The sequence below is a fragment of the Caulobacter sp. BK020 genome, assembly GCF_004342605.1.
Taxonomy (GTDB): Bacteria; Pseudomonadota; Alphaproteobacteria; order Caulobacterales; family Caulobacteraceae; genus Caulobacter.
The window spans coordinates 1-19809 of the sequence record NZ_SLZL01000036.1; the positions used below are offsets into that span (position 1 = coordinate 1).

Sequence of the window (19809 nt, forward strand, 5' to 3'; positions counted from 1 at the left end):
GCTGTCGCCCGAAAGCTCCTGGTCCGCCTCAACGCCAAGGCCAGGGATGCTCGCGCCGCCTTCGTACCGGCTTGACCATCCAGACAGTCGCTCTCCCGGAGGGAGAGGGAGGGGCCCATTGCGTCAGCAATGGGAGGGTGAGGGGTTAAAACGTCGGCCGGCGTGCCGGCAGGGCGCGCAAAGAAAAAGGGTGAGGGTGTAACCCCTCACCCTCCCACGCCTACGGCGCGGGTCCCTCCCTCTCCCTCTGGGAGAGGGCGACTTTCTTACGCCCGGTAGACGTAGGCGCTGGAGACGTAGCCGACGCCGACGCCGTCCTGGCCGACCAGGATCCACTTGCCGTCGCCGGTGCGGCCCAGGGCCTGGAAGGTCTCGCCGGCCTGGACCGAACCGATCCGCTCGCCGCGGGGCGAAGCCGAGGCGCGCAGGTTCAGGGTCGAGCGGGCGACGTACTTGCCCTTGATCTTGGTCATCGGGGCGGCCTCGACCGCGCTGGCGACGCGGATGCCGTTGCTGGTGTAGACGCCGCCGGCGTTGTCGGCCGCGCGGCTCTTCTGCATCTGGCAGCCGGCGTAGGAGCCCGCGCCGGCGCCGACCACGGCGCCGATGGCGGTGCCCGTGCCGCGGTCGTGCTTGGCCAGCTTGTTGCCGGCGACGGCGCCCAGGACGCCGCCGAGCACGGCGCCGACTTCCTGCTTGCCGCCCGAGGCGTCGCAGCCGACGACCCCGCCCAGCTTCTGCGACATGGCGCTGGCGGCGGTGGGGGCCGCGACCATGGTCAGGGCGGTGGCGGCCATGGCCAGGCTCGCGGCGATCGTCTTGATGGTCTTGGTGTTGGTCATGGTCGTCTAGTCCTTCGTCCCTTGATGTCTGCGGAGCCGTCGGCCCCGTGAGACGCACCATGCCAAGGCGAAGCTGAACGGCGCCGTCAGGTCGAATGACAGAATTCGTTCATGTACAATTTTTTTGACGATTGGGGTCTCGGCGTCCAATATCGTCATGCGCGTGAATGGATATATTGCTATTGACGATTGTATCGATGCGGTCGTTACTATCCGGGCGCGCGTCACCGGGGCGCGTGCGTGGGAGGGGCGCTCATGCGTGACATCGGTTCGAGGGCGGCGGCGGCGCTGCTGCTGCTGGCTGTTGGGGCCTGCGACGGCGGCAAGACGGCGGCGACCAAGGCGCCGGTCGGGGCGACCGCGGCGGCCGCGGTGACGCCCGTGCCCCTGCCGGTCGGGCCGAACTTCCCGGTCCCGGCCGCGACGATCAACGGCTGGATCGCCACCAACGACACGGCCGCGATCCAGGGCCACGCCTGGAGCCTGTGGCAGGCCATGACCGCCCCGTCGGGTCAATATCTCAACAATCAGCAACTGCCGATCTGGGACACCTGGGCCGACGCCACGACCGTCTTCCCGCAGCCCCAGGCCCAGGACGCGTCGCTGACGACCGGGGCGGCGGCGAAGCCGAGCACAGATCGCAGGTTCCAGTCGCCGGCCCAGTTCCATCACACCCGGAACGCCCGGCTGCGGGCGCTGGCGACGGCGGTCCACGCCAACTTCCCGGTCGCGGTCGACGTCAAGTTCGACCCGCAGGCCGCCGGCTTCATCGGCGCGCCGCAGCCCGGGCCCGGCGGCGGGACCTATTCCTACGCCAGCGGCGCCAGCCTGACCAAGCTGAACGCCGCCTGGCCGGCGGGAACCACGCCCCAGGACCGCGGCATCAACGAATTTCCGGTCCAGGCCATCGAGACCAAGCCGGTGTTCGGGCTGGTCAAGGCCAGCGGCCTGACCGTCCAGCCGCTGTGGCAGGGGCCGTCGGCCTCGACCAACGCCGCCAACCCCACGCCCGACACCTGGACGACCTGCGTGCTGGTCCAGCCGGGCGCGACCGGGGCGGTGCGCGCCGCGACGGCGTCCGAGATCAGCAGCGTCGCCGCCAGCGTCCAGGCCCAGAGCCTGGCCTGCAAGACCTATCTGTGGGCGCCGCTGAGCACCTTCTACGCCGTGTCCTTGAACGCCGCCGAGGCCCAGAGCTTCAACGCGGCCACCGGAAGCGGTTCGGTCCAGGCCGCGGCCGGCGACTACAGCGTGTTGCTGGCCATGCACGTCAACACCAAGGAGATCCCGTTCTGGACCTGGCAGACCTTCTGGTGGCAGCCGGGGGCCGACACGCCCAACAATTTCCCGGGCAGCAAGCAGGGCCAGCCGTCCGGCCTGGGCGCGCCGTGGAACAACTACGCCGCCTGCACGGCCTACGCCCAGACGACCACCTCGGGCGGCGCGACCATGACGGTGTGCTTCAACCCCTATCTGGAGACCTCGCCGGGCATCCCGGCCGGGGTCACCTCCAACTGCGTCAGCTGCCACGGCGTGGCGCTGATCGGCCCGAACGCGACCTATCCGGCCGACTACAAGAAGCCGATCGCCTTCTTCACCGACCCCAACTACTTCACCACCCTGACCACCCACACCGACTTCTCCTGGGCGGTGGCGGACGCGCCGTGAGGGTTGGCTTTCTTCCGGGGCGGCGAAAACCTCGTCCTTCGACAAGCTCAGGATGAGGTTTTCCAGGTCTCGGCCTGCACATTGGTCCTCATCCTGAGCTTGTCGAAGGGCGAGGACCACGCACGGCGTTGAACATCGACGGGTTCGGGGACCCAAAGAAAAAGCCCCCTCCAGCGGAGGGGGCTTCGTCCGTCTTCGAGAGCCCGAAAGCCTAGTTGGCCGTGCCCACCGGCGCGGCGGCGGCCGGGGCGGCCGAAAGCGGCTGTGCGTAACTCTGGCGCGAGGGGGCAGCCGCGCCTATTCCCCCAGCCTATACGGCCCGCTCTTGGCCAGCGCCGCCTGCCAGGCCGGCCGTTCGTGCATCCGGCCGATCCAGGCTTCCAGGTTCGGGTAGTCGGCCAGCTTGCCGTGCGCCTTGGCGACCTCGGCCACGAAGCTCATCTGGATGTCGGCCCCGGTCAGGCTGTCGCCGACGAAGAACGCTCGGCCGGCCAAGGCGGCGTCGGCATAGGTCAGGTGGTTGGCGATCTCGCTGTCGATGCGCGGCTGCAGCGGCGCGCCGGCCGCCCCCAGCCGGCCGACATACAGCCGCAGCAGCAGCGGCAGCATGGCCGAGCCCTCGGCATAGTGCAGCCATTGCTGGTAGGCGTCGTAGTCGGGGCTGGCCGGCTCGGGGGCCAGCCGGCCGCCGGCATGGCGGCGGATGACATAGTCGGTGATCGCTCCGCTCTCGATGATCGTCGCCGGCCCGTCGGTCAGCACCGGCGACTTGCCCAGCGGGTGAACCTCCAGCAGGGCCGGCGGCGCCAGGCGGGTCTGGGGATCGCGTTCGTAGAAGCGGATCTCGTAGGGCAGGGCCAGCTCCTCCAGCAGCCAGAGGATCCGCTGCGAGCGCGATTCGTTGAGGTGATGGACGACCAGCATGTTTCTTCCCTCGATGCGCCGCTATGCTGCGCTGCGACATTGCTCGCAGCTGCGAAAGGCTTCACAGTGAAAGAAAACAACTGTTTGGCGCACGGGAGCAAGCCATGACCGGTTCGGCCACCCAGGAATCCCCTCAGTCCCTGCTCCTGCCGGGCCTGACGGTCCTGCTGCGCGAGGCGGCCGGCGCGGCCCAGCTGTTCGTGGCCGAGGCCAGGCCGGCGGTGAAGGCGGCGATCAGCGGGCCGGACGGCAAGATCGACCGCGCCCTGGCCGACGAACACCAGCACCAGGTCCACGGCTACGGCTGGTACGCGGCCTATGCCGAGCTGATGAATCAGGTCGCCGGTTGGGCCGAGCGGCTGGAGGCCGAGGGTCGGTTCGGCGAGGTCGAGGCCTTGCTGGCCCAGCTGCTGTTCTCCGAATACGCCGCCCAGCTGATCGGCGGCGTGCCGATGAACCAGGGCGAGATTGTCCGCCCCGCCCACCTGGTCACCGACCGCGCGGTGATGAACCGCCTGTTCTCGAACGGGATCATGAAGCTGGTGGTCGAGGGCGGGACGCAAGGCGTGAAGACCCGCATCGCCCGGCGCCTGGCCGAGGCCCGTGGCCGTCCGACCCTGGAGCACACCGGTCTCGACGAGACCTTCGAGATGATCCGCGACCAGTTCCACGCCTTCGCCGAGGAAAAGGTCACCCCCTTCGCCCACGACTGGCACCTGAAGGACCAGCTGATCCCCATCGCGCTTGTCGAGGAGCTGGGCGCCCTGGGCGTGTTCGGCCTGACCATCCCCGAGGACTACGGCGGTTCGGGGCTGGGCAAGACGGCCATGTGCGTGGTGTCGGAGGAGCTGTCGCGGGCCTGGATCGGCGTCGGCTCGCTGGCCACCCGCTCGGAGATCGCCGGCGAGCTGATCCTGACCGGCGGCACGGAGGCGCAGAAGCAGTATTGGCTGCCGAGGATCGCCGACGCCTCGATCCTGCCGACGGCGGTGTTCACCGAGCCCAACACCGGTTCGGACCTGGGGTCCTTGCGCACCCGCGCCGAGCTGAAGGGCGACCAGTACCTCGTGACCGGGAACAAGACCTGGATCACCCACGCCGCCCGGGCCGACGTCATGACCCTGCTGGTCCGCACCGACCCGGCCACCAGCGACTATCGCGGCCTGTCGATGCTGCTGGCGCCCAAGCCGCGCGGCGTCGAGGGGAACGATTTTCCGGCGCAGGGCATGAGCGGCGGCGAGATCGGGGTGATCGGCTATCGCGGCATGAAGGAATACGAGCTGGCCTTCGACGGCTTTGCCGTGCCGGCCGAGAACCTGCTGGGCGGCGTGCCCGGCCAGGGCTTCAAGCAGCTGATGGCCACCTTCGAGAGCGCCCGCATCCAGACCGCCGCCCGCGCCGTCGGCGTGGCCCAGGCGGGGCTGGAGACCGGCCTGGCCTACGCCCTGGACCGCCAGCAGTTCGGCCAGGCGATCTTCGAATTCCCGCGCGTCCACAACAAGCTGGCCATGATGGCCGCCGAGATCATGGGCGTGCGCCAGCTGACCTATTACGCCGCCCGCCAGAAGGACGAGGGCAAGCGCTGCGACCTGGAGGCCGGCATGGCCAAGCTGGTCGCCGCCCGCGTCGCCTGGGCCGCCGCCGACAACGCCCTGCAGGTCCACGGGGGCAATGGCTTCGCCCTGGAATACGCCGCCAGCCGCCTGCTGGCCGACGCCCGGATCCTCAACATCTTCGAGGGCGCCGGCGAAATCCAGGCTCAGGTGATCGCCCGGCGGCTGCTGGAGGAGGGGAACTAGGTCCTTGCAGTCTGGGCGTCCGTGGCGTCACGGCCCCTTGGCGCGCGCCGCCGGCCTACCATCTTGAAGCGATGACGCTCGTTCTTCGCCCCGCCTCGCTCGCCCTGGTCGCGGCCTTCGCCGTGGCCGGCGTCGCCCAGGCCGAGGTCGCCGCTCCCGCCGCGCCGAGGCTGTCGCTGGCCCCGCCCAGGCCCCTGGACCTGACCGCGCCCGGTCTGCCGGTGCTGTATTCACGCGCGCCGGCCCCGCTGCCGCCCGGCGTGGCGCGGACCTCGGTCGAGGGCAAGGTGGCCGGCGACGCCCTGCTGGGCGCGGGCCTGCTGTGCGGCCTCAAGCCCAGCGCCGACGACAGCGGCGCCGGCCGGGCCCGCGGCTACGACCCCGACGGCAAGTTCGTCGGCGCCAAGCTGGCGTTCAGTTTTTAGGGGCCTGTCGAGGTTCAGGTCACTCGCCCTGGTCCATCCTTTCAGCCGTCATCCCGGGCCTCGTTGTTCGGCCCGCTTGAGCGAGATTCGGACATGGAACGGATGGGGACAGGCGCGAGCGCCTGCCCCCAACAAGGGTGGTCTGTCTAGGCCAGGACCTGGATCACCACGCGGCGGTTCTGGGCGCGGCCGTCGGGGTTGTCGTTCGGGGCCACCGGGTCTTCCTCGCCGTACGAGATCGTCGCCATGCGGTTCAGCGGCACGCCTTGCTTGCTGAGGAACTTGCGCACCGTCTCGGCCCGCTCGTTGCCCAGGGTCTCGTTGTACTGGGGATCGCCGGTGGCGTCGGTAAAGCCCTGGATCTCCAGATAGACGTTCTTGTTGTCGCCCTTCAGCTTCGAGGCGAAGTCGGCCAGGCGCTGCTCGGCTTCCGGCGACAGCTCGTGCCGGTTCAGCGGGAACTTCACCGAGTCGTCGCTCAGCACCACCGAGTACAGGAACTTGCCCTCGGCCAGCTTGCCGGCGTCGGTGGCGCGCTTCAGCGCTTCCTGGCTGGTCCGGTCGACCTCGGCCAGCTTGGTCTCGGTCCCATCGACCCGAGTGTTCACCACGCCGACCTGATCGTTGACATAGCCCTTGGTCGCGCAACCGCTGACCGACAGTCCGCCGGCCACCAGAGCGCTCACCACCATCATCTTATAACGCATGCTAATCATGGCACACCCTTCCGCCTGTTGTTCCAAATGCCGAGCGCCAAGCTGAGCCGTCCCACACCCCAGTAGCGGCGCTTCGTCAGGTCAAAATCGACATTCGAAAGAGGCGAATTCTGGGCCTGTTCTGGACAGACTTGGCCATTGCAGGGAAGGCGTCCCGAGCACTCTTAAATAACGCGCGCGTACGCAGAACCCGGACAAAGGTTCCCAATAAATATTTGTCATGTTCTGAGGCTGTATCGCCATCCTGGACCTGTTTTTCCGTCTCCGCCAGACAGAAAAACGGGCGCGCCCATCGGACGCGCCCGCCAGGATTCGCTGAGCTGGGCGTTACTGCAGCGTCGCCTTGCCGATCGCCAGGCCATCGGCCCCGGCGCCGACGGCGATCACACCGCCGTCCTCCAGGTCGCCGGCCAGCAGCTTCTTGGCGATCGGGTCGATCAGGTCCTTCTGGATCACGCGCTTGAGCGGGCGCGCGCCATAGACCGGGTCATAGCCCTTGTCGGCCAGCCACTGCAGGGCCTCGGCGTCCAGCGCCAGGGTCATGCGGCGCTCGGCCAGCATCCGGTCGACCCGCTGCAGTTGGATGCGGACGATGTCGCCCATGTTCGAGCGCGACAGGCGCTTGAACAGGATGATCTCGTCGATCCGGTTAAGGAACTCGGGGCGGAAGTGGCCGCGCACCGTGTTCATCACCAGCGGGCGCACCTCTTCGACGTCGGACCCGTCTTCCTGGTTGGCCAGGAACTCGGCCCCGAGGTTGGAGGTCATGATGATCAGGGTGTTCCTGAAATCAACCGTCCGACCCTGCCCGTCGGTCAGACGGCCGTCGTCCAGCACCTGCAGCAGCACGTTGAAGACGTCCGGGTGGGCCTTCTCGATCTCGTCGAACAGCACCACCTGGTAGGGACGCCGGCGCACGGCTTCCGTCAGCGCCCCGCCCTCGTCGTAGCCGACATAGCCGGGAGGCGCGCCGATCAGCCGGCTGACCGAGTGCTTTTCCATGTATTCCGACATGTCCATGCGGGTGATCGCATGCTCGTCGGCGAACATGAACTCGGCCAGGGCCTTGGTCAGCTCGGTCTTGCCCACGCCCGTCGGACCCAGGAACAGGAAGCTGCCGATCGGCTTGGAGGGGTCGTGCAGGCCGGCCCGGGCGCGGCGGACCGCGTCCGACACCGCCTCCAGCGCCTCGTCCTGGCCGACCACCCGGCCGCGCAAGGCGTCCTCCATCTTCAGCAGCTTCTCGCGCTCGCCCTCCAGCATCTTCTCGACCGGCACCCCGGTCCAGCGGCTGACCACGGCGGCGATCTGCTCGGCGTCGACGACTTCCGGGGTCAGGGCCTTTTCGGACCCGCCCTCGCCGGCCTCGGCGTCCGCCAGACGCTTTTCCAGGGCCGGGATTTCGCCGTACTGGATCTGGCCGGCGCGGGCGAAGTCGCCGGCCCGCTGGGCGGCGGCCAGGTCGGCGCGCAGCCGGTCCAGGGCCTCGCGAGCCTGGGCGGCGCCGCCGACCTTGTCCTTCTCGGCCTTCCAGCGAGCGGTCATCTCGTCGCTGCGGAACTGCAGGTCGTCGATCTCGACCTCGAGGTTCTCCAGCCGCTGCTTGGAGGCCGCGTCGGTCTCCTTGGACAGGGCCTCGCGCTCGATCTTCAGCTGCACCAGGCGGCGGTCGATCTCGTCCAGTTCCTCGGGCTTGCTGTCGATGGCCATCCGCACCCGGCTGGCGGCCTCGTCGACCAGGTCGATGGCCTTGTCGGGCAGGAAACGGTCGGCGATGTAGCGGTTGCTCAGCGTGGCGGCGGCGACGATGGCGCTGTCGCTGATCCGCACGCCGTGGTGCACCTCGTACTTCTCCTTCAGGCCGCGCAGGATCGAGACGGTGTCCTCCACCGTCGGCTCCTGCACGAACACCGGCTGGAAGCGGCGGGCCAGGGCGGCGTCCTTCTCGACGTGCTTGCGGTACTCGTCCAGCGTCGTGGCGCCCACGCAGTGCAGCTCGCCCCGCGCCAGGGCCGGCTTGAGCAGGTTGGAGGCGTCCATCGCCCCGTCGCTCTTGCCCGCCCCGACCAGGGTGTGCATCTCGTCGATGAACAGGATGATCGAGCCTTCGGCCGCCGTGACCTCGCCGAGCACGGCCTTCAGCCGCTCCTCGAACTCGCCGCGATACTTCGCGCCGGCGATCAGGCTGCCCATGTCCAGCGACAGCAGCTTCTTGTCCTTGAGGCTCTCGGGCACGTCGCCATTGACGATGCGCTGGGCCAGGCCCTCGACGATGGCGGTCTTGCCGACCCCCGGCTCGCCGATCAGGACGGGATTGTTCTTGGTGCGGCGGCTCAGCACCTGGATGGTGCGGCGGATCTCCTCGTCGCGGCCGATCACCGGGTCGATCTTGCCGTCCTTGGCGGCGGCCGTCAGGTCGCGGGCGTAGCGCTTGAGGGCGTCATAGCCGTCCTCGCTGGAGGCGCTGTCAGCGGTGCGGCCCTTGCGGATCGCCGCGGCGGCGGTTTCCAGGCCCTGGGCCGTGGCCCCGGCGTCCTTCAGGATCTTGGCCGCGTCGCCGCCTTCCTTGGCGATGGCGATCAGCAGGCGCTCGGTGGTGACGAAGGCGTCGCCGGCCTTCTTCGCCCCCGTCTCGGCCGCGTCGAAGACGCGAGCCGTGTCGGGCTTCATGTAGAGCTGGCCGCCGGCGCCATCGACGCGCGGGGTCTTGGCTAGCAGGGCGTCGACGGCCGCGTCGGCCGTGTCGGGCCGGCCGCCGGCGTTCTGGATCAGGGTGCGGGAAAGGCCGTCCTTCTCCTCGAGCAGGACCTTCAGCAGGTGTTCGGGCCCCAGCTGCTGGTGCCCCTTGGCCAGGGCCAGGCTCTGGGCCGACTGGACCGCGGACTTGGCGCGGTCGGAATAGAGATCGATCTTCATGCGGTATCCCCTCCATGGGCGGATTTGGGCCGCTCGCCTCGCTTGAGCACGAGCCGCCCAGGACGGGATTTAGGTGTGGCCGTTCAGCCACACAAGGGCCAGGCGGCAGGAACGTCGGCTTTGATCGTCTCCCCGCAGAACGGCGGGTAGGCGCGGCTACCAGCCCCGCTGGGCGATGTAGGCTTCCAGGGCCTGGATCCGGGCGGCGTCGGACGGATGGGTCGAGGCGAACTGCGGGGTGTTGGGGCCGCCGTTGGCCTGCATGTGCAGCCACAGGATCACCGCCTCGCGCGGGCGGTAGCCGGCCCGCTGCATGAAGTCGACGCCCAGGCGGTCGGCCTCCAGCTCCTGCTTGCGCGAGAACGGCAGCAGGAAGCCGTACTTGGCCGCGCCGCCGCCATAGCTGGAGATCGCCCGGGCCGCGTCGGACGAACCGGCGGCGGCGCCCAGAACGCCCAGCACCAGGCTGGAGGTCAGGTTCTGCGACTGGCGTTCGGCGGCGTGGCGGGCGACCACGTGTCCGGCCTCGTGGCCGATCACGGCGGCCAGCTGGTCGTCGTTGTCGACCAGGTTCAGCAGGCCGGTGGTGACGCCGACATGGCCGCCGGGCAGGACGAAGGCGTTGGGCGCCTTGTCCTCGAACACCGCATAGTCCCACGGACGCTGGCCCAGGCCGGCGGCGTTGACCACCCGCTGGCCGACCGCGCGCACCCGGGCGTTGGCGGCGCGGTCGCGGCTGACCGTGTTCTTGGCCAGGGCCTGGCTCCACGCCTGCTCGCCGGCCTGGGCCAGGCTGGCGTCGTCGACGATGGTCATCTGCTGGCGGCCCAGTTCGGGATTGTAGGCGCAGGCGGCCAGGACCAGGGCGGCGAGGATGGGGAAAGCGCGGCGCAAGTCGAAACTCCGGCGGACGAACGGCGGGGGTCCTACTAGTGCAAGATGCAAGGCCCGATTGTCTATCGTCGGGGCCAGCCCGATCGGCCCGGCTCAGGTCCGTTCGACGGCCTCGATCACGCCCGCCAGCTGTCGCGGGTCGATGGGCTTGGACAGGACAGGGACGTCGCGCAGGTCCGGCCGCACCCCCTGCTCGCCATAGCCGGTGACGAAGGCGAACGGGATCTGGCGACCGCGCAGGACGTCGGCGGCGGCGAACGAGGTCTCGCCGTCCAGATTGACGTCCAGCAGCGCGAAGTCGATCTGCGCCGTCCGCGCGACCTGTTCGGCCTGGGCCGCCGAGGCGGCGGACTCGACGATGTCGCACCCCAGGTCGCCGAGCATGTCCTCGACCAGCATGGCGACGAACAGTTCGTCCTCGACGACGAGGACCCGGAGCGGCTCAGGCGGGGCCGTGGCTGAAGCGAGTGGGCCCGCCAGGCTTCGCGAGCGCCGCGCTGATCGTGCAGACGACGCCAGTGGACGGATATTCGAGCCGAACGTCGCCGCCCAGTTCCCGCGCCAGACCGCCGGTGATGAGGCGGCTGCCAAAGCCCTGACGGCTCGGCGTTGTGACCGAGGGGCCATCGAATTCCTCCCATCGCAGATCCAGGCGTTCGGTTTCGGCGGTCTTCATGCGCGCCCAGGTGAGGGCCACGCGCCCCGCGTCGTTGGACAGGGCGCCGTACTTGGTGGCGTTGGTCATCAGCTCGTGCAGGGCCATCGACAGCGACAGCGCCGCCTTGGGCGCCAGGCGGAACGCGGGGCCGTGCACCGCGAACCGCTCGGCGTCGCCGTGCGAGGCGATCAGGGAGGCGACCACGTCCCGCAGTTCGGCGCCGTCCCAGCTCTCGCGGGTCAGAAGGTCGTGGGCGCGGGCCAGGGCCAGCAGCCGCGTGGTCAGCGAGTCCCGCGCGCCGTGCAGGTCGGCGGCGTTGCGCAGGGTCTGGCCCGCCACCGACTGCACCGTGGCCAGGGTGTTCTTGACCCGGTGATTGAGCTCGTTGACCAGCAGGCGCTGCAGTTCCTCGGCCCGCCGGCGCTCGGTGATGTCGCGCATCACGCCGGTGAAGAAGCGCTGGCCGCCCTCGCGCCATTCGGCGATCGACAGCTCCAGCGGAAAGGTCGAGCCGTCGCGCCTCAGGCCCTCGACCTCCCGGCCGATGCCGATGATCCGCCGCTCGCCCGTCTGCCGGTAGCGGGCCAGGTAGCCGTCGTGCTCGCCGTGATAGGGCTCGGGCATCAGGGTGCGGACATTGCGTCCGATGATTTCCTGGGCCGCATAGCCGAACAGCCGCTCGGCGGCGGGATTGAAGGCCTCGACGTGCCCGGTCTCGTCGATCACCACGATCGCGTCGACGGCGGTGTCGACGATGGCCCGATACCGCGCCTCGACGCCACCGTCGGCGCTGGCCCTCCTGGGCCGCCGCGCCTTTTCCCTGATCTCGACCATGACCGGCCTCGCCCCTGCGACGCCAGAACACTACCCCTCTAGTTGCGAGTCAGCCAAGGGCTTATCCGTAGAGAGAGTCTGCGCCCTACAGGCGCCTAGCGCGCGTCGGCGTACAGCTTGACGACCTCGTAGAGGAACTGGCGGCCGTTCATCAGCGCTTTGACCTGGATGCGCTCGTTCAGGCCGTGGATGTGGTCGCCGTCGACGCCGGCCATCAGGCCCGACAGGCCGTAGGTCGGGACGCCGGCGGCGTTGGTGAAGCGGCCGTCGGTGGCCCCGGTCAGCATGGCCGGGATGAACGGGACGCCCGGCCAGATCCTGGCGGCGACCTTGGCGGCCGGGGCCATGATCCGGGGCGTCAGCGGCGGCGGCGGGCTGACCGGGTCGGGGTCGGCCGCCAGGGTGATCTTGATGGCCGGGTCGGCGACGATCTGTTCCAGCTGGTCGCGGACGACCTTGGGGTCATTGCCGGGCAGGATGCGGCAGTTGACGTTGGCCTTGGCCCGCTGCGGCAGGGCGTTGGGCGCGTGGCCGGCCTCGACCATGGTGGCCACGCAGGTGGTGCGCATCATGCTGTTGCGGCCCGGGTCGCGGGCCAGGATGGCGGCGGCCGCGGCGTCGGCGGGGTCCTTGACCATGGCCCGCATGGCGTTCGCCACCTCGGGATCGGGCTCGATCTTGGCGCTCTGCTCGTAATAGCCCTTGGTGGCGTCGTTCAGGGCGATCGGGAAGTCGTAGGCCCCCAGCCGGGCCAGGCCGCCGGCCAGGTGGTAGATCGCGTTGTCCTTGACCGGACGCGAGGAGTGGCCGCCGGCGTTGGTCACTTCGAGATTGTAGTCCATGTAGACCTTCTCGCCGACCTGGATGCCCAGCAGCCGGGGCTGGCCCTTTTCGTCCAGCTGGCTGTCGTCGCCCTCGTTCAGGGCGAAGTCGGCCTTCATGGCCTCGGGATGCTTTTCCAGCAGCCAGGGCACGCTGTTGAACTGGCCGCCCTCCTCGCCGCAGGTCAGGGCCAGCTTGATGTCGCGCCGGGGCGTGAAGCCCTCGTGCTTGTAGCGGACCAGGCTGTCGGTGAAGATCGCCGCCATGGCTTTGTCGTCGCTGGCCCCGCGGGCGTAGAAGTAGCCGTCCTCCTCGACCAGCTTGAACGGGTCGCGCTCCCAGTCCTCGCGCCGGGCCTCGACCACGTCGATGTGGGCCAGCAGCAGGATGGCGCCGGCCTTGGGGTCCTTGCCGTGCAGGGTAGCCAGCAGGGCGCCGGCCTTGGGGTGCTCGTCGGGGAACACCACGCGCACGTCGCTGTCGGCGAAGCCGGCCGCCTTCAGCCGCGCGCCCATGGCCTGGGCCGCCGCCGTGCAGCTGCCGACCGAGGCCGTGGTGTTGATCTCGACCAGCTCCTTGTAGAGGCCGCGGAAGGCGGTTTCGCCGGAATCCTTGGCCGGGCCCTGGGCCAGGGCCGACGTGGCGACCAGGGCGACCAGGGCGGCCGCCGTCATGAAGATGGTCCTGGTCCCGCCGCGCATGGTCATCCCCTTGTTGTGCTGGGGCGAGGCTAGGCGGGGTTTGGCGTTGAGCGCAATGGGCCAAGCTCTTCGCGCGCCAAATAGGCCCTCATCCCGGACTGAACACTCTGCCCGGGACCCCTCGCACCGCCGCAGGTGCGTAGGTGTGGCGCGCCTGCGCGCCAAGGCGTTTCATGTGTGAGCTGAACCAGGGGTTCCGGGCACAAGGCCCGGAATGACGAACGTTAAGAGGGGAGCGAACCTGAACATCGATCCTGTTTTTCACAGCCGCACCCCGCCCAGCCAGGTCTGCCAGACCACGACGAAGCCGCCGTGCAGGATCACCGCCGGCCACAGCGAGCCCGTCCGCCAGCGCATCACCGCGCAGGCGAGGCCCAGGATCGCGGTGCAGGCCAGGAAGTCCGGGCGCAGGAACATGGTCGCGCCGGGCAGGAAGGTCAGGGCCTCCAGCGGATGCCAGGCGACATAGAGCGCGGTCGAGAGCGCGATGGCGGCCCACGGCCTTGCGGTCTCGTCGCGGCCGGGGACCAGCAGGCCGCGAAACGGGATCTCCTCGCCCAGGGCCGGGACGAACAGCACGCTCAAGAGCCGCGACGGCAGGCCCGGAATAGCCGGGGTCACGGCGTAGAGACCGGTCGAGAACCCGAGGGCGGCCATGGCGACCCCAGTGACCGCGGCGACCAGGCCGCACAGCGCCCAGCCGCGCGCGTCGGGCAGGGTGGTCAGGGATCGGCGCAGGCGGCGGAGCAGGATCGAGCGCATTCGCCTTGGTGGCCCCTAGCCCAGCATCACCACTTCGCCGTCCTCCTTGGTGAAGCTTTCGGGCTTGCGGTCCAGCAGGGCGAGCACCGTTTCGGAGGGCCGGCACAGGCCGACGCCCTTGGGCGTGACCACCAGCGGGCGGTTGACCAGGATCGGGTGGGCGACCATGGCCTCGAGCAGGCGGTCTTCGCCGACGCCGTCGTCCAGCAGGCCCAGCTCGGCGGCCGGCGCGCCCTTCTCGCGCAGCAGGTCCCGCACGGCGAGGCCCGCCTGGGCGGCCAGGTCGCGCAACTGGTCGGCCGTCCAGCCGGCCTGCAGATATTCCACGATCGTCGGCGCGTAGCCGGCCGCCTGGACCATGGCCACCACGTTGCGCGAGGTCCCGCAGGCGGGGTTGTGGAAGATCGTCACGGGAAAGTCGGGGGCGTCGGTCATGGAGTCTGCTCGTCTTTCAATAGCCAGCCGAACACCGCCGCCGCGACCAGCGCGCCGGCCGTCTGGGCCAGGATGAAGGCCGGAACGCCGGAGGGGGCGATGCCGGCGAAGGTGTCGCTGAGGCTGCGGGCGATCGTCACGGCCGGATTGACGAACGACGTCGAGGCCGTGAACCAGTAGGCGGCGGTGATGTAGAGGCCCACCGCCACGGCGGTGAAGTCGGGACGGAACCGCACGGTTCCCAGAATGGTCGCCAGCAGGCCGAAGGTGGCGACGAACTCGGCGAAGGCCTGGGCGGCGCCGAGGCGCGGCTGGGTCGAGACCTGCCAGATCGCCTCGCCGAACATGGCGTGGGCGCACCAGACGCCGAGGATCGCGCCCGCCAGCTGGGCCGGCGGATAGGCCAGGGCCGCGCGCCAGGGCAGGTCGCGCCGCAGGGCCGCCACCAGGGTCACCGCCGGGTTGAAGTGGGCGCCCGAGACCGGTCCGAACACGGTGATCAGCACCACCAGGGCCGCGCCGGTCGCCAGGGTGTTGCCCAGCAGGGCCAGGGCGACATTGCCGCCGGCCAGGCGCTGGCCCATGATCCCGGAGCCGACCACCACGGCCAGCAGCAGGCCCGAGCCCAGCGCCTCGGCGGCCAGGCGGCGCGACAGGGAGAAGGCGGTCATGACGGGCGCGGCGGGCAGGCGACGCCGCAGTCGGCGACCTTGGCGACGATGTCGCCCAGCGGGGCGCAGATCTCCGGCGCGCCGTCGCAGCAGTCTTCCATCAGGAAGCCCAGCAGCCGGCTCATGGCTGAGAAGTTCGCCGAATAGAGGATCGACCGCCCTTCGCGGCGCGCGGTGATCAGGCCGGCGTGCGACAGGACGTTGAGATTGGCCGACAGGGTGTTGGGGAGGGTGTCCAGCCGGCGCGCGATCTCACCTGCCGCGACGCCGCCTGGACCAGCCTTCACCAGCAGGCGAAAGATCGCCAGGCGGCCCTCATGGCCGAGGGCGGACAGGCTCGCGGCGGCGGTTTTCGATTCCATATTTCCAATATAATAGAAATATGAGACAGATCAATGACGAAGTTTGGAGCGCGCCGATGACCGAGTTTCCCGCCTTGCATCTCCAGTTCCTGGCCCCGATCGATCGGGAGCAGCTAGAGGTCTCGGCGCCCTCGACCCATCCGCCTCGGATTCTGCTGTTGTACGGCTCGTTGCGCGAGCGGTCGTTCAGCCGGCTGCTGGTCGAGGAGGCCGCTCGCATCCTCCGGCGTCTGGGCTGCGAGACCCGGATCTTCGACCCGCGCGACCTGCCTCTGCCTGACGCTGCCGGACCCGACCATCCCCAGGTGCAGGAGCTGCGCGCCCTGTCGTCATGGTCCGAGGGCCAGGTCTGGTGTAGCCCCGAGCGGCACGGGGCGATCAGCGGGGTGATGAAGGCCCAGATCGACTGGATCCCGCTGGAGATCGGCAGCGTCCGCCCGACCCAGGGCAAGACCCTGGCGGTGATGCAGGTCAGCGGCGGCTCGCAGTCGTTCAACGCCGTCAACACATTGCGCCTGCTGGGCCGCTGGATGCGGATGATCACCATCCCCAACCAGTCCTCGGTGGCCATGGCCTACAAGGAGTTCGACGAGAACGACCGCATGAAGCCGTCCAGCTACTACGACCGCGTGGTGGACGTGATGGAGGAACTGGTCAAGTTCACCCTGCTCACGCGGGACCGGGCCGACTATCTTGTCGACCGCTACAGCGAACGGAAGGCGAATGGCCGGATCGCCGAGCATGTCATGCTGGGTGCGGCGGCGATGAGCCACGAGGCGTCGGCCTGAGGCGGTCCCCGAACCCTACGCCGCCGCCTCGGCGTTCTCGTCCTCGTCGGCGCCGAGCAGGGCCGACAGCACCACGGCCAGGCGCTCGGGCTTGATCGGCTTTTCGACCACGTCTTGCATACCCGCGGCGATGTAGGTGGCCACGTCGTTGGGGTCGGCGTTGGCGGTCAGGGCGACGATCGGCGCCGAGCCGGCCCGGCCGGGCAGCTCGCGGATGGCGCGGGTGGCGGTGACGCCGTCCATGCGCGGCATCTTGATGTCCATCAGGATCAGGTCGAAGCGGCCCGACTTGGCGGCCTCGACCGCCTCGACGCCGTCGACCACCTGTTCGGACGTGCAGTCGAACATCTCGCACAGGGCCTCGGCGACCATGCGGTTGGTGGCGTTGTCGTCGACGATCAGGATGTGGGCCGAGCGGGCGTCCAGCATCGGCTCGTCGTCGGCCTCGGCGGTCAGGGAGGCTTCCGGCGCGGTCAGGCTGAACTGCAGGGTCAGGCCGGCGCCCAGATTGGCCTCGGCCCGCAGCGGGCCGCCCATGGCCCGGGTCAGGCCGTGGGCCAGGGCCATGCCCACGCCCAGGGCCAGTTCGTTGCGGTCTTCCATGCTGGCCATGCCCAGCGGGTCGAACACGCGGGCCAGGCGGACCTCGGCCGAGCCGGCGGCGTTGTCGCGCACCCGGGCTTCCAGCTTCAGGCCGCCCTCCCCCGTTTCGAGATAGACCGGGCGGGCCTTGAGGCTGGCCTCGATCACGCCGCGGCCGTGGGCCAGGGCGCTTTCGATCAAGGCGTCGAACACCTGCAGCACACGGTCGGCGTCGATCAGGGCGGCGGCCTCGGGGTCGCCGTCATAGGAGAACAGCAGGGTGCTTCCGCCCTCGGCGGCGCGGGGCGCCCAGCGGGCCTCGACGGCGTCGCTGAGGTCGCGCAGCAGGGCGGGGGCGGGCGACAGGGTCAGGCCGCCGGTCACCGCGCGGCGCAGGTCCATGGCCCGGCCCAGGACCAGGCTCATGTCGCGGCTGGTGTCGCCGATGGCGCGGACATAGGCGCTGGCGTCGGGCGTCAGCCGCGATTGCTCCAGCCGTTCGGTGAAGGCCAGCACGCCGTCCAGGTGGTGGCCGATGTCGTGGGCCATGCGCTCGACCAGGGCCATGGCCTCGTCGGCCTCGCGCTGGCGGCGGCGGTGCGAGGTGAGCAGCGAGTTCAGTCCGCCGACCCCGACATAGCCGCCGTCCTGATCGACGCCGACATAGGCGCTGCGGAACACGGGGGTGGGGCTGTTGGCGATGCGGTCGACGAAGTCGGTCACGCACAGGTCGGCGGCGACGGTGCGCGGATTGCGGTCCATGATCTCGGAGACCGGACGCCGCGCCAGGTCGGGGGCGACGGCCATCTGGCCCAGGAACACGTCGCGATAGACCAGGCCGACCGGCTTGCCGTCCGCCACCACGGCCAGGGCGGCGAGGTTGGCCTGGACGTCGAACAGCGCCCGGACCTCGGCGCACGGGGTCGCGGGGTCGATCGGGGCTCGGCGGTCGATAAGGCGGGCGAGCGTGTCCATGCAGCCATTCGGCGAGGCGTCTTTGGGATCTCACCTTCGCCGCTTGGCGTTGCGGAGTCGTAAATGGCCCGAGGGTTTGCCGAGCTTGACCTGCGACCGGTTGTCCCTGGGGACTGGATTTGGATCAGAGCCATTCCAGGGCGCGCCGGGCGAAGCCGTGAGCGGCTTCGCCCCTCAAGCCTGCCTAACTTGCCGAATCTGGAGACGGCTTGGCGAGTTCGGGTGGGGTGTCCGAACTCACAGGCGCCAGGTCGGGGTTGTGGAGGAAGACGACCGGGATGCGGACCGTGCCGCCGGCGGTCGGCTTGCCGTCGAGATCGTTGGCGGCCATCCGGAAATGGCTGGCCAGCTGGATCGTGGCCGCGCCAAAGCCGTACTGCGCCGGCTCCTCCCGCTGGACCAGGCAGTTGTCCAGGCGGCCCTCGCCGGTGACGCCGCAGTCGATCACCACCTTGGCGGCCCCGACCCCGGCCGTGATCGCCGCTTTCGGATAGTAGCGCGCCATGTCCTCGCCGCCCGGCCGCTGGATCCAGACGGGCGCGGCCACGGTGGGTTTGGGCGGATTGGCGGCCCAGACCGCGCCGGCGGCGGCCAGGCCGACCGCGCCGACCAGGACGGCGCCGAGCGCCTTGCGAGAGGGAGTCGTCGAAGTGATCTGCAGCATCATCAGTCTCTCCTTCAGGGGATGGGGGCCCACGGCGGGCCAGGAACAGCCGAACGGCGGGGAAACGGGGGTCAGGGCGCTGCGCAGCAGGGTCTCGGCATAGAGACGGCGCGCGTCGGGATGGCGCTCGACCACGACCGCGTCGCAGGCGATCTCCTGGTCGATGCGCAGACGGCGAGCGGCCAGGTGGACCAGCGGGTTGAACCAGGCCAGGCACCGCACGGCGACCACCAGGGCGTTCGCCACCGCGTCGCCCCGCGCCAGGTGCACGCGCTCGTGGGCCAGGATCAGGTCGCGCGCCGCGCCCTGGAAGCGGGTGTCGAAGTCGGCGGGGGCGACGATGCGGGGCCGCAGCGCGCCCAGCAGCAGGGGACCGGCGCCGGTGTGCTGGCTCAGCAGCAGGGCGGGATCGGAGGGCGAAGGGATCAGGCGGCCCAGGCCGCGGACGAAGCGGGCCTGGCGCAGGGCGAACAGCACCGCCGCCCCGACGGCGCCGGTCGCCCACAAGGCCAGCAGGAGGTCCGACACCTGCCGCGCCTGGCGTACGATCGGCCTGGCCCGCCAGGCGGCGTCGGCGACCAGGGAGACCACCGGGGCCGTGGCCGCGGTCGGGGCGGGGGCGGGCAGCAGCCCGGCCAGCAGGCACGGCGGAACAGCCAGCCACAGCAGATAGGCCGCCGCCGGGCCGAACGCCTGGCGAACCGGACGGCGCAGGGCCAGGACCAGCAGCAGCCCGATCGTCAGGGCCAGCTGGCCGCGCCCCAGCAGGGACAGGAGCGCGCCGCTCATTTGCCGATCTTCTCGATCAGGGCCTTCAGTTCGGCGACGTCCTGCGGGCTCAGCTTGTCGCTGTCGGAGAAGTGGGCCACCAGCGGGGCCAGGCGGCCGTCGAACAGGCGGTCCAGCAGGCCCTGGCTCTCGCTGCCGACATAGGCCTGCCGCGAGACCAGCGGCGAATAGAGATAGCGCCGGCCCTCGGCGACGGCGCCGACGGCCTTCTTCTTCAGCAGGCGGCTGATCAGCACCTTCACCGTGCCCTCGGTCCAGCCCTGGGGCTCGCAGACCTCGGCCATGATCGCCTCCGAGGTCAGGGGGCTGCGCCGCCACAGCGCCTCCATCACCACGCTCTCCGCCGAACTGATCTTCATGGCCGCGCCTCTTGGATGACAGCTGTCAACGATGTGACGTTGACAGTTGTCATCGATCTCGTCAACCGGCGATCTTCGAGATTGTTGAGTTCGACTCCTCCCCTTTTCCAGCCGTCATCCCGGGCCTTGTGCCCGGGACCCCTTGTATCTGGATCGCGGCTCGAAGGCGTGATGGCTTTGAGCTGTGAAGGGACCGGTGGCCACCGGTCCCTTCACGCGGCTC

19 protein-coding genes are annotated in these 19809 nt (G+C 69.9%); 4 read left to right on the top strand and 15 right to left on the bottom strand.

Features of this window, described 5'->3' with window-relative positions; genetic code table 11:
• Positions 1-266: 266 nt before the first annotated feature.
• Positions 267-842 (bottom strand): SH3 domain-containing protein, encoded by a 576-nt coding sequence (locus EV278_RS23450; RefSeq protein ID WP_132096586.1) that lies wholly within the window; start codon positions 840-842, stop codon positions 267-269.
• 255 nt (positions 843-1097) lie between these two features.
• Here EV278_RS23450 and EV278_RS23455 point away from each other — a divergent pair, with 255 nt between their 5' ends.
• Complete coding sequence (locus EV278_RS23455) at positions 1098-2510, top strand: hypothetical protein (protein WP_132096588.1); 1413 nt, start codon at positions 1098-1100, stop codon at positions 2508-2510.
• A 297-nt stretch (positions 2511-2807) separates the two neighbouring features.
• On the opposite strand, the gene EV278_RS23460 is transcribed toward EV278_RS23455, so the two are convergent.
• Complete coding sequence (locus tag EV278_RS23460; RefSeq protein ID WP_132096590.1) at positions 2808-3434, bottom strand: glutathione S-transferase; 627 nt, start codon at positions 3432-3434, stop codon at positions 2808-2810.
• Between the two features lie 104 nt (positions 3435-3538).
• Between EV278_RS23460 and EV278_RS23465 the strand changes: the two genes are divergently transcribed.
• Together EV278_RS23465 and EV278_RS24190 are read left to right on the top strand one after the other, a co-directional pair.
• Complete coding sequence (locus EV278_RS23465; RefSeq protein WP_132096593.1) at positions 3539-5233, top strand: acyl-CoA dehydrogenase family protein; 1695 nt, start codon at positions 3539-3541, stop codon at positions 5231-5233.
• Positions 5234-5304: 71 nt separating this feature from the next.
• Positions 5305-5658 carry a hypothetical protein gene (locus EV278_RS24190; protein WP_207905549.1) on the top strand — a complete coding sequence of 118 codons (354 nt, stop codon included), beginning with the start codon at positions 5305-5307 and terminating at the stop codon, positions 5656-5658.
• A 146-nt stretch (positions 5659-5804) separates the two neighbouring features.
• Here the strand turns inward: EV278_RS24190 and EV278_RS23475 are convergent, their stop codons facing one another.
• The 10 genes from EV278_RS23475 to EV278_RS23520 form a co-directional block, all read right to left on the bottom strand.
• Positions 5805-6374 (bottom strand): OmpA family protein, encoded by a 570-nt coding sequence (locus EV278_RS23475; protein ID WP_132096595.1) that lies wholly within the window; start codon positions 6372-6374, stop codon positions 5805-5807.
• A gap of 327 nt (positions 6375-6701) precedes the next feature.
• Complete coding sequence (gene clpB, locus EV278_RS23480; RefSeq protein ID WP_132096597.1) at positions 6702-9290, bottom strand: ATP-dependent chaperone ClpB; 2589 nt, start codon at positions 9288-9290, stop codon at positions 6702-6704.
• Between the two features lie 156 nt (positions 9291-9446).
• Complete coding sequence (locus EV278_RS23485; protein ID WP_132096599.1) at positions 9447-10184, bottom strand: M48 family metallopeptidase; 738 nt, start codon at positions 10182-10184, stop codon at positions 9447-9449.
• A gap of 93 nt (positions 10185-10277) precedes the next feature.
• Positions 10278-10664 carry a response regulator gene (locus EV278_RS23490; protein ID WP_207905550.1) on the bottom strand — a complete coding sequence of 129 codons (387 nt, stop codon included), beginning with the start codon at positions 10662-10664 and terminating at the stop codon, positions 10278-10280.
• On the bottom strand, positions 10627-11676 hold the full coding sequence (locus EV278_RS24665) for a PAS domain S-box protein (RefSeq protein WP_132096603.1): 1050 nt from the start codon (positions 11674-11676) through the stop codon (positions 10627-10629). Before EV278_RS24665 ends, EV278_RS23490 begins: the two co-directional genes overlap by 38 nt.
• A gap of 95 nt (positions 11677-11771) precedes the next feature.
• Entirely contained in the window at positions 11772-13199 is a 1428-nt protein-coding gene (locus EV278_RS23500) for a M20/M25/M40 family metallo-hydrolase (RefSeq protein WP_132096605.1), read from the bottom strand.
• Positions 13200-13460: 261 nt separating this feature from the next.
• Positions 13461-13961, bottom strand: a complete 501-nt coding sequence (locus EV278_RS23505; RefSeq protein WP_132096607.1) for a CPBP family glutamic-type intramembrane protease — start codon at positions 13959-13961, stop codon at positions 13461-13463.
• Positions 13962-13976: 15 nt separating this feature from the next.
• Positions 13977-14396: an arsenate reductase (glutaredoxin) gene (gene arsC / locus EV278_RS23510; protein ID WP_132096609.1), complete on the bottom strand. Its 420-nt coding sequence runs from the start codon at positions 14394-14396 to the stop codon at positions 13977-13979.
• Positions 14393-15067: an MIP/aquaporin family protein gene (locus EV278_RS23515; RefSeq protein ID WP_132096610.1), complete on the bottom strand. Its 675-nt coding sequence runs from the start codon at positions 15065-15067 to the stop codon at positions 14393-14395. Before EV278_RS23515 ends, arsC begins: the two co-directional genes overlap by 4 nt.
• The gene (locus EV278_RS23520; RefSeq protein ID WP_132096612.1) at positions 15064-15429 is read right to left on the bottom strand and encodes a helix-turn-helix transcriptional regulator; all 366 of its coding nucleotides are present in this window, start codon (positions 15427-15429) and stop codon (positions 15064-15066) included. The genes EV278_RS23515 and EV278_RS23520 overlap by 4 nt, the downstream gene beginning before the upstream one ends.
• 56 nt (positions 15430-15485) lie before the next feature.
• Here EV278_RS23520 and arsH point away from each other — a divergent pair, with 56 nt between their 5' ends.
• Positions 15486-16217, top strand: a complete 732-nt coding sequence (arsH, locus tag EV278_RS23525; protein ID WP_132096614.1) for an arsenical resistance protein ArsH — start codon at positions 15486-15488, stop codon at positions 16215-16217.
• A gap of 15 nt (positions 16218-16232) precedes the next feature.
• Here arsH and EV278_RS23530 read toward each other — a convergent pair whose 3' ends face one another.
• From EV278_RS23530 to EV278_RS23540, 3 genes are all read right to left on the bottom strand, one after another.
• The gene (locus tag EV278_RS23530; RefSeq protein ID WP_132096616.1) at positions 16233-17774 is read right to left on the bottom strand and encodes a response regulator; all 1542 of its coding nucleotides are present in this window, start codon (positions 17772-17774) and stop codon (positions 16233-16235) included.
• A 184-nt stretch (positions 17775-17958) separates the two neighbouring features.
• Positions 17959-19227, bottom strand: coding sequence for a M56 family metallopeptidase (locus EV278_RS23535; protein WP_132096618.1), 1269 nt, complete (start codon positions 19225-19227; stop codon positions 17959-17961).
• Positions 19224-19586, bottom strand: a complete 363-nt coding sequence (locus EV278_RS23540) for a BlaI/MecI/CopY family transcriptional regulator (RefSeq protein ID WP_132096620.1) — start codon at positions 19584-19586, stop codon at positions 19224-19226. Before EV278_RS23540 ends, EV278_RS23535 begins: the two co-directional genes overlap by 4 nt.
• Between the last annotated feature and the right edge of the window lie 223 nt (positions 19587-19809).

Excerpts from the sequence above, each read along its gene's own strand:
- EV278_RS23450 (WP_132096586.1), bottom strand. The coding sequence starts at position 842 with ATGACCAACACCAAGACCATCAAGACGATCGCCGCGAGCCTGGCCATG.
- EV278_RS23455 (WP_132096588.1), top strand. The coding sequence starts at position 1,098 with ATGCGTGACATCGGTTCGAGGGCGGCGGCGGCGCTGCTGCTGCTGGCT.
- EV278_RS23460 (WP_132096590.1), bottom strand. The coding sequence starts at position 3,434 with ATGCTGGTCGTCCATCACCTCAACGAATCGCGCTCGCAGCGGATCCTC.
- EV278_RS23465 (WP_132096593.1), top strand. The coding sequence starts at position 3,539 with ATGACCGGTTCGGCCACCCAGGAATCCCCTCAGTCCCTGCTCCTGCCG.
- EV278_RS24190 (WP_207905549.1), top strand. The coding sequence starts at position 5,305 with ATGACGCTCGTTCTTCGCCCCGCCTCGCTCGCCCTGGTCGCGGCCTTC.
- EV278_RS23475 (WP_132096595.1), bottom strand. The coding sequence starts at position 6,374 with ATGATTAGCATGCGTTATAAGATGATGGTGGTGAGCGCTCTGGTGGCC.
- clpB (WP_132096597.1), bottom strand. The coding sequence starts at position 9,290 with ATGAAGATCGATCTCTATTCCGACCGCGCCAAGTCCGCGGTCCAGTCG.
- EV278_RS24665 (WP_132096603.1), bottom strand. The coding sequence starts at position 11,676 with ATGGTCGAGATCAGGGAAAAGGCGCGGCGGCCCAGGAGGGCCAGCGCC.
- EV278_RS23500 (WP_132096605.1), bottom strand. The coding sequence starts at position 13,199 with ATGCGCGGCGGGACCAGGACCATCTTCATGACGGCGGCCGCCCTGGTC.
- EV278_RS23505 (WP_132096607.1), bottom strand. The coding sequence starts at position 13,961 with ATGCGCTCGATCCTGCTCCGCCGCCTGCGCCGATCCCTGACCACCCTG.
- arsC (WP_132096609.1), bottom strand. The coding sequence starts at position 14,396 with ATGACCGACGCCCCCGACTTTCCCGTGACGATCTTCCACAACCCCGCC.
- EV278_RS23515 (WP_132096610.1), bottom strand. The coding sequence starts at position 15,067 with ATGACCGCCTTCTCCCTGTCGCGCCGCCTGGCCGCCGAGGCGCTGGGC.
- EV278_RS23520 (WP_132096612.1), bottom strand. The coding sequence starts at position 15,429 with ATGGAATCGAAAACCGCCGCCGCGAGCCTGTCCGCCCTCGGCCATGAG.
- arsH (WP_132096614.1), top strand. The coding sequence starts at position 15,486 with ATGACCGAGTTTCCCGCCTTGCATCTCCAGTTCCTGGCCCCGATCGAT.
- EV278_RS23530 (WP_132096616.1), bottom strand. The coding sequence starts at position 17,774 with ATGGACACGCTCGCCCGCCTTATCGACCGCCGAGCCCCGATCGACCCC.
- EV278_RS23535 (WP_132096618.1), bottom strand. The coding sequence starts at position 19,227 with ATGAGCGGCGCGCTCCTGTCCCTGCTGGGGCGCGGCCAGCTGGCCCTG.
- EV278_RS23540 (WP_132096620.1), bottom strand. The coding sequence starts at position 19,586 with ATGAAGATCAGTTCGGCGGAGAGCGTGGTGATGGAGGCGCTGTGGCGG.